At 69.0% G+C, this 8,112-nt stretch carries 8 protein-coding genes; 7 read left to right on the top strand and 1 reads right to left on the bottom strand.

Features of this window, described 5'->3' with window-relative positions:
• Window positions 1–398: 398 nt before the first annotated feature.
• Together AC07AW_RS41205 and AC07AW_RS41200 are read left to right on the top strand one after the other, a co-directional pair.
• Window positions 399–884: a hypothetical protein gene (locus AC07AW_RS41205; protein WP_478820594.1), complete on the top strand. Its 486-nt coding sequence runs from the start codon at window positions 399–401 to the stop codon at window positions 882–884.
• A 600-nt stretch (window positions 885–1,484) separates the two neighbouring features.
• Window positions 1,485–2,042, top strand: coding sequence for a hypothetical protein (locus tag AC07AW_RS41200; protein WP_478820595.1), 558 nt, complete (start codon window positions 1,485–1,487; stop codon window positions 2,040–2,042).
• Window positions 2,043–2,054: 12 nt separating this feature from the next.
• Here the strand turns inward: AC07AW_RS41200 and AC07AW_RS41195 are convergent, their stop codons facing one another.
• Window positions 2,055–3,119, bottom strand: a complete 1,065-nt coding sequence (locus tag AC07AW_RS41195; protein ID WP_478820593.1) for a T6SS phospholipase effector Tle1-like catalytic domain-containing protein — start codon at window positions 3,117–3,119, stop codon at window positions 2,055–2,057.
• An 89-nt stretch (window positions 3,120–3,208) separates the two neighbouring features.
• Here AC07AW_RS41195 and AC07AW_RS41190 point away from each other — a divergent pair, with 89 nt between their 5' ends.
• From AC07AW_RS41190 to AC07AW_RS41170, 5 genes are all read left to right on the top strand, one after another.
• Window positions 3,209–4,390, top strand: coding sequence for a caspase family protein (locus tag AC07AW_RS41190; protein WP_478820592.1), 1,182 nt, complete (start codon window positions 3,209–3,211; stop codon window positions 4,388–4,390).
• A complete protein-coding gene (locus AC07AW_RS41185) occupies window positions 4,387–5,667 on the top strand; it encodes a hypothetical protein (RefSeq protein WP_478820591.1) in 1,281 nt (426 codons plus the stop codon). Before AC07AW_RS41190 ends, AC07AW_RS41185 begins: the two co-directional genes overlap by 4 nt.
• Complete coding sequence (locus AC07AW_RS41180) at window positions 5,667–6,707, top strand: ComEC/Rec2 family competence protein (protein WP_478820590.1); 1,041 nt, start codon at window positions 5,667–5,669, stop codon at window positions 6,705–6,707. The genes AC07AW_RS41185 and AC07AW_RS41180 overlap by 1 nt, the downstream gene beginning before the upstream one ends.
• 577 nt (window positions 6,708–7,284) lie before the next feature.
• A complete protein-coding gene (locus AC07AW_RS41175) occupies window positions 7,285–7,473 on the top strand; it encodes a hypothetical protein (protein ID WP_478820589.1) in 189 nt (62 codons plus the stop codon).
• The gene (locus AC07AW_RS41170) at window positions 7,463–7,912 is read left to right on the top strand and encodes a hypothetical protein (protein ID WP_478820588.1); all 450 of its coding nucleotides are present in this window, start codon (window positions 7,463–7,465) and stop codon (window positions 7,910–7,912) included. The genes AC07AW_RS41175 and AC07AW_RS41170 overlap by 11 nt, the downstream gene beginning before the upstream one ends.
• Window positions 7,913–8,112 lie beyond the last annotated feature (200 nt).

Genomic DNA, 8,112 nt, shown 5'->3' with positions numbered 1-8,112 from the left:
TATGAGGTCATCACACCGCACCACGGTCCCAGGTGGCGAGACGTCACGGTGGCAGAACGCCGCTGATCGTTCTCACGGAATGTGTGCCAGAACCGTTCTCGGTTCTGGCTCAATTTCCGTGAAACCACGCCGACCCGGTTCGTGGGGGGGCCTTGACCCCGGATTTTGAACACGTCTATGCGGCTAGGGCCAGGGTAGTCGTTGCTGGTTGGAGGGCGTTCTCGTAGGCGATCGGAGACCGTTGACCGAGGCGGGAGTGCTGGCATTCTGCCAATCGGGGTGCATGCGTCACCCGGTCGGTGCTGCGACCGAGACAGCGGGGCCATCGGCGGCTGCAATGGCAGGGGGCCGGGGCGCACACGATGGGACGGCCCGGACATCGAGCGAAGGATGGGCACATGTCTACGAGCAGCGCTGAGGACATCTCGCGTCGCGTGGGTGAGGCGTTCGGTTTCGATCAGGGGATGGTCTTCGAGGACCTCCAGTTGACGAGACTGCACTACCACCTCCTCCGGCTGACCACAGCTGGCCTAAGCGAGGGGGACGTGGCGGAGCTCCGTGAGCTCGCCCGGCTGGCCTTCGAGAACAGCAACGTCGATGCGCAGTGCGACAGGATCCGCGATCGTGACGGTGCCTCTGCCGTCGCCGTCACGATCGCAAGCATCGTCCAGGGGGGCGGCATCGGCGATACACCGCGCGGCCAGGTGATGCTCGGGGCCGTACTCGGCGCCTACGCCTCGATGCTCGACACCTTGGATCGGGACCGGAGCACGATGGCCGTCCTGGGTGCCATCGGCGGTGGCCTCGCCGCCTCGGCGATGCCCGTCATCCAGGAGCGGATCGACGTCGTGGGACTGGCCGAGTACCTCAGCAAGGCCGAGTGACGGTGCGGCGCCTGTCAGCAGGTTCGAATTCGTGAACAGGACCGCTCTGCCCTAAGGGCTTGCAGAGAATCAACATGCTGGTTTGATCTTCCTCGGGGTCAAGGCCCGGGATCTCAAGGCAAGCCGTTGACCTGCCGATTCCCCGCGCCCGCCAGCCTCAGGCACCAAGGAACGCTGCGACATCACGGAAGTTGTGCCAGAACCGTGGCTTGGCAGCGAATGTCGGTGGTTATTGGCATCATCCGCTGCCTGACCGACGCGGAAATGTCGGCGAGAAGTGAGAGCGGCCCGCTCTCATCTCAGGGGCCAACAGCGCGGACGTGGTCGGCTGAAAGATGTAGTTCGTACGGACAGCAGCAGTCGGAACTGAGCGTGGCGACGAGGGTTCCGCAGGCACACAGCTGGTTGATTCCGCCGGTCGGGGTCGCTCCGCAGCAAGCGGGGGACGCGTGGTGATACTCCAGGCCGTGGGCGTCGTCCGGGTTGATGACGATGTTGCCTCGCGGGCCCTGTGACACGAGCCATTGCCCGTGCTTGTTGTCTGGCGTCCGTGCCCGACCACCACAGCCAGACCGGCTTCGGGGTGGCTCCGCTGGGCAGGTGATCGATGTCCAGGCGGATCACTGTCCCCTGGAGCTCCAGCTCGACCGGCATCAGGCGCGTCAAGGCGCGGGGCTGGAGTTGTTCCAGCTCGGCTCCTCGTGGGAGGCGAGCCAGCTGTTGGAGAACTCCTCCGGCATCCTCGGCCGGCTGGCCGGCGCACACCCGGGCGAGGAGGTGGTGGAGTACCTCCTCGTCGAGACGGGGCTCCTCCTGGGGGTGACCTCACTGAGCTGCGCACGCAACGCGGCCGCCCGGCACGGATTCCGTCAGGCCGTCGAGAGTTACGGGCGCCTGGCCACGGACCGGGACCAGCCGGAGTTCACCGAGCGCTGGTTCGACGCCCACCTCAGATGGGCGTCCGCGTACGCCGTGGACGGCTACGAGACCGGAACCCAGGAAGTCCTTCAGGAGTTCCGGCAGCAGGTGCGCCGCTACCGACCGGCGGAGGCAGCGGCCTGGGAGGAGCGGGCCGCCGAACTTCTGCGCACGCGCGGAAGGTCCGCGAGGAGATGCAGGCCAAACGTCCGCGAGCCAATCGTCCGCGAGGAGACGTAGACCGAACGCAGGTCACCCGGCACGCGGGTGCGGGTCCAGCCACTCCTCGTCCGACCAGGTCACGCCGGCCGGGATGCGTTTCCTGTAGTCCGCGTCGACTTCCGTACGCAGCCTTACGCTCTCGTGCACCCGGGCGTCGCGGGGGACGCGGCGGCGCCGGTAGGTGAGCAGGGCCCAGACGCGGCCCATGCGGTGCACGGTGCCGAGGGCGTGGCCGGGTCCGAGGGCGAGGTGCTTGAGGTACGCCCCGTCCTTGAGCAGCAGGTCGGCGTCGAGGGCGCCGTCGACGATCCACTTGAGGGTGACGGTGGGCAGCTTCGGGTCGTCGTCGAAGGTGCCGCCCACGTCGGAGTGGACTCCGGCGAACCAGACCTCCTCGATCATCGGGCCCGGCGCGCCCGGCTCCTCCGGGGGCAGGACGAGGTACTCCTCGTACGGTCGGCGCTTCTCGTCGATGGAGACGGCGTGGCGGACCCGGCCCACGTTGGGGATCCGCCGGGTGAAGAGCCAGCGCAGGTTCCAGCGCAGCAGTCCGGCCGCCTTCACGGAGTCCCAGATGCCCATGAAGGCGACGGGGATGCCGATTCGTTCGTTCACCTTCCGGCTGAACGCGCCGGCGAATTTGTGCAGTTGCTTCCAGTCGTCGTCGGTCCAGGTCCGGTTCTTGGCGTAGACGGCGATGGCGTACGGGACGAGGTTCTCCGATCCGGGGCGGAGCAGGCCGACCGACTTGAGCAGCCCGGCGAGGGCTCGGGCGGTGTATGCGCCTCTGCTGAAGCCGAACAGGAAGATCCGGTCGCCCGGTTCGTAATGATGCATCAGATACGTATAGACCTCGGCGAGGTTCGCCTTGAGGCCGGAGCCGAAGGCGAGCCCGAGGAGCTTGGAGATCTTGCGCCCCGGGGTCGTCCACGCGCCGGCGGCGGAGAAGGTGCCGACGCCGGGGTCGTAGTAGGCGATCTGCGCCGTGGGGTCGTGAAGGTCGAGCATCTCGTAGAGCTTGACGACGTTGGTGTTGCCCCGGGCCTTGAGCTGATTGCCCGTCCCGTCCAGGCACACCACGATGTTCTTGCTCATCATGGCCTCCGAGGGACATACGCCACATCCATTCCTATAATAGGAGTAAACCCTCCCACCGGCCCGCCGGTACGTCACGCGGAGGTTCCATGGCCGGCTTCACCGTGCACCTGGACAAGAACGCGGGGCCTTCGTCCACACACGCCCTCGTCATCGGAGTCGGCGCGTACACCCACCTGGACGGCGGGCTTGATCCCACGCCCCATCCAGGCGCGGTGGGGATGCGTCAGCTGTCCTCGCCGCCGCTCTCGGCACGCAGGTTCGCCTCCTGGATGATCGATCAGTACCACGACGAGGCCAGGCCGTTGGGGAGTCTGGCGCTCCTGCTCAGCGAGACGGCTCCGGCCCCCTTCGTCCACCCGAGGACGAACGCGGGACATGTCGTTGAAGCGGCGACCATCGACAACATCGTGGCCGCCGTCACGGAGTGGAAGGACCGCGGCGACCACGACGAGGCCCGGCTGGTCTTCTACTTCTGCGGCCACGGCGTCTCGCTCGGGTTCGACACCTCCCTCCTCGCGGCGGACGTCTTCGCCGACCGGAACAGCCCGCTGAACGGCGCGCTGCACTTCGAGGCGCTGACGCGCGGGCTCAACAACTGCCGGGCCGCGCAGCAGGTGTTCTTCGTGGACGCCTGCCGGGCCGGGTCGGACGCGCTCGTCAGGCTGGTGGGCAGGGACACCCTCGGCCGGGTCCCGGTCGCCGGGAACGATCGACCCGACGGGTTCGTCGATCGGGAACACGCCGTGTACTTCGCGACCCTGCACGGCGAGTCGTCCTTCGCACGCGCCGACAGCGTGAGCCTGTTCACGGACGCGCTGCTGCGGAGCTTCGACGGCGCCGGGAGCGAGAACACCGAGAACCGCGTCTGGCGGGTGACCACCGGCACCCTCATGCACGCGATCAGCCGCTTCATGAGAGAGCCTCCGTTCGCGGGCACCCTCGCGGGAGGCGCGGTACCGGTCAGCCCCGAGTCGTTCGACTTCGACTTCCACGAGCTGAGAGGGGATCCGGTCGTCCCGGTGTACATCGGCTGCCGGCCCAAGGAGGACAACGCGCTCGCCGAGTTCGTCTGCCGACACCCCGGGCAGCCGGACCGGCGTCGTCCGCCGCCCGCACCCGTCGACGACGCGGCGGACGTCAGGGAGTGGGCGCTGTACCTCCCGTTCGGGCACTACGAGGTCGAGGCCGTCGTCAGCCCAGGGGACGTACGCAAGGAGGAACTGGACGCCCGTCCACCGTTGTTCCGCATCGGATTGGCCAGGCCATGAGCACCGCACTCGCCGTCAGGCTCTTCATCTCCTCCGCCGGGGAGTCGAACGACGCGGTGATCGTCGGTGACATCTACTCATCCGACCTCACCGGCGACACCCGGCGCAGCATCCTGATCCCCTGCGGGACGTCCCCCAAGCCCACGTCGTACCAGGTAGCCCCCGGCCGCTATGTCGTGTCGGCCACCCTGCCGTCCGGGATGGTGCTGACGGAGAACGCCGTGGCGGTCCCGGGCGAGGAGACCCCGGTGGACTTCGTCATGACCGACTCGCCGTACGAGACACACTCCTGGCAGTACCTCATGGGCAACATCGAGCCGGACAGCGTCTACCACAGCGGGACCACGATCCCGCTCGCCGAGTCGGTCGCCTCCCGGTCCATGGTCGCCCCCGCCGCCGGGCCGGACGGAGAGTTCGCCGAGGCGCCCGTCGAAGCGACCGCGTTCATCACCTGGATCGGCGACGCCCCTCCGGCGAACCTGTCCTTCGCCGCGATGCTGGAGCTGGAGAACGACACCCCCGGGCTCGCCCGGCTGATCGCCGACAGCGCGCCCCGCGTCCTGCCCACGCCCGACGTGCCCGGGGAGGCGCTCGCGCCGCTCTACCGGTTCGGCCGGTTCGGCCCCGCTGCGGCCCCGGGCGGTCCCATCGGCGAGCGGCAGTTCCTGGTGGTGAAGGTCGCCGGATCCGTGCGCCTGGTCACCCTTCCGCTGCCCTGGGGCGAGCACGAGGTCGAGGTCCTGGTCAACCTGCGGCAGAGCCCGACCGGCAGCGCCGTCGCCGTAACCGTCCGCGACCCGCTGGTCGGCGCGGGGCTCGCGTACATGGCCCAGGGCGCGCTGGACACCGCGGCGCAGCTCTTCACCGACGTCGAGGCGATGCTCCACTCCAAGATGCAGAACCCGCTCGCGGCGGCCGCCGGGGCGTACGTCCTCATCGGCACCGACCACTCGGGGGGCGAGAGGTACTGGGATCCCTGGGTGGAGACGTTGGCCGCGGGCTTCCCCTGGCTGGCCGACGGCGCGATCCTGCGGGCGATGCGGCTGCTGCGCCGGGGCTCGGAGAACCGGCAGCCCGCCCGGAACGGGCTGATCGAGGCCTTCGACCGCGGCATCCCCTTCTACACGCTCGGGCTCGCCTGGCTCATCGAGGGCCTGTCCGCCTTCCCCGACGACCCCGAGTGCGTGCACCGGCTCGACCAGGTGCGCCGACTGTCCTGGCTAGCCGACATGCGCGAGCCGTTCCTGATCCTCGACCTGCGGCAAAGGAATGCGTGATGATCCGGCTCTCGATGCTGCCCGCGGAGGACGGCGACTGCCTCCTCCTCGAATACGGCGACGACTCGTTCGTCCGGCGGATCCTCGTCGACGGCGGCCGACGCGGCACCTACCGGCGGATCAAACCGCTGCTGGCCGGACTGGACGGACGGATCGACGTACTCGTCGTCACCCATGTCGACCAGGACCACATCCTCGGCGTGCTGGCGATGCTCGACGACCCCGAGCGGCCGGTGGAGTTCGGGGACGTGTGGTTCAACGGCTTCGACCACCTCCACGACCGCGAGATCTTCGGCGCGGTGGACGGGGAACTCCTGACGACGGCGCTCATGACTCAGCGGCTCCCGTGGAACAAAGCCTTCGACGGCCGCAGCGTCGAGGTCGGCCATCCACTGACCTGGTTCGACGACGGATCCACGATGGAGGTGCTGGCCCCCGACCGCCGCCTGCTGGAGTCGCTGATCGACGAATGGAAGAGGAAGTGCGAGGAGAACGGTCTGATCCCGGGAGTGGACCCGGTGGAGCGGGAACTCACCCCCGGAATCGAACGCTTCGGCAGCATCGACGTCGACGCACTGGCCGCCGAGCCGTTCAGGCGCGACGGCTCCCCCACCAACCCGACCAGCATCGGCCTGCTCTTCGAGTTCGAGGGCACCCGGATCATCCTGACCGGCGACGCGGACGACCCCCGCCTGGTGGCCTCGGTCCGCCCGCGTGCCGAGGCCGAGGGCGGACGCCTGCGGATCGACGCCCTGAAGCTCGCCCACCACGGCAGCTCCAAGAACCTCTCGACCGACCTCCTCGACCTCCTCGACTGCGACCGCTACCTGATCTCCACCAACGGCAAGATCCACGGCCACCCCGACGACATCGCCATCGCCCGCGTCCTCAAACACGGCGGAACAGCGAAGGACCTCGTCTTCAACTACCGTGACCGCGCGGCGAACTGGGACCTGGACGGCCTCAAGACCCAGTTCGGCTACCGCGTCCAGGCGCCCCCTTCGGCCGACGAGGACGGCTTCGTCACCGTGGAGTTCTGAGCCCCCTGCGCGATGCAAGGTGTGGGGTAAGAGGCTGCAGGCCCCACCGGGGCAGTCTCTCAGGGACCTCTGCCCGGACATCGCCGCGGAGTTCGTACGATGTGAGACCTATCCTGACCTCACTGCTGATGACCTCCGGGTAAATTCAAGCCCACGAGCCTTGGCGTAGAGATCGGGCCGGCGAACCTCGGCACCGGGCGCACACGCGGTCACCATTGCCTCGCCGGTGTCGGCGATGACCCGCAACGCCTGCTCGCTCCCCACCTTCCTGGCGCCGTGCACGTCGCACCGTACGACTGTCGCCGGCCTTGAAGCTCTCCGCCTGGTCCTCCTTCGCCACGAAGCCCTGGTGCGGTGCTGGGTCCGGGAGCGTTCCGCTGCTGTGGCACGACGCAGGTAGGCGCGGAGAGGTTCGGGCCCCTCGTTCATGCGCTCGGCCCAGTAGTCGGTGAGGGCAGTGTGCGCTGTCCCATGCCGCAGAGGCCCGGGAGGCGGCACGCAAGACGGAGCCGATGTCCTCGGTCAGCTCTTGGCGGCGCCGCTCGCAGCGCAGGCTGCGGCCCGGGAAGCTCACCAGATGCGTCTCAACGCCTTGTGCGGCGACCAACACGAGCGTCCCCAGGAGCCGACCCCGGCCGCGCCGTCGATGCCGGTCATGTACGGCGCGGCCCCGACGCCGTGCTCGGGGCTCCGCTGGGACGGCTCGCCCTGCGGCCGTACGACGGAGGCCGAGGACGGGCTGTGCGGCGTCTGCCGTGGCCATTGAGCGTCGGTCGCGCCGGGAAGAGCGAGACCTCGACTACCGGGTGGAGGTGTGCGCGCGGCACCGCTGGCTGGCGGAACGGGACTGGGGCAAGTCGTTCACGGGTGAGGGAGCCGGCGGGAGGTGCGGCACGGTCGTCGACTACCGCGCCTACGACCAGGTCGTGCAGTCCCACTCCGACCTGTGGCTGCGGCCGCTGGCGATGCACGGCCCGGAATACCACGGCGGGGACGTCGCACTCGCACTGGCCGCCGCCGCCGAGTTCCTGGCGGCGGCGAGGGCACACCGGGAGCCGGGCGGGGTGACGGCCGCGCTCGGGCACGCGGCCCGGGTGGCCGAGGCGCACGCCGCCGGTGCGCTCGGCGTCGAGGAGGGCCAGGCGCAGGTTCTGGCGGCGCTGAGCGCGGCCGAGACCTTGGCCGTCGCTGACCAGGGCGCGTGAGAGCATCGCGTCAGCGGATCGCTGCCGCGGAACGCTATTCCTCTAGGGACTCACTGAGCTTCTTCAGCGCTGCCGCTCCAGCGTGAGGATGGCCTTGGCGATTGACGTCATGCGGTCCTACCTTGTTCGCGGGTTGGACGGGCCGTCGTAAGGTCCAGAGGCCCAGAGACGCCGGGTATGGCTTTCATGCGGTTGCCCTC

Source organism: Streptomyces sp. NPDC044003 (assembly GCF_056435185.1).
Note: the sequence above shows the minus strand (reverse complement) of the source record. Positions and strands in the feature narration are given on the sequence as shown.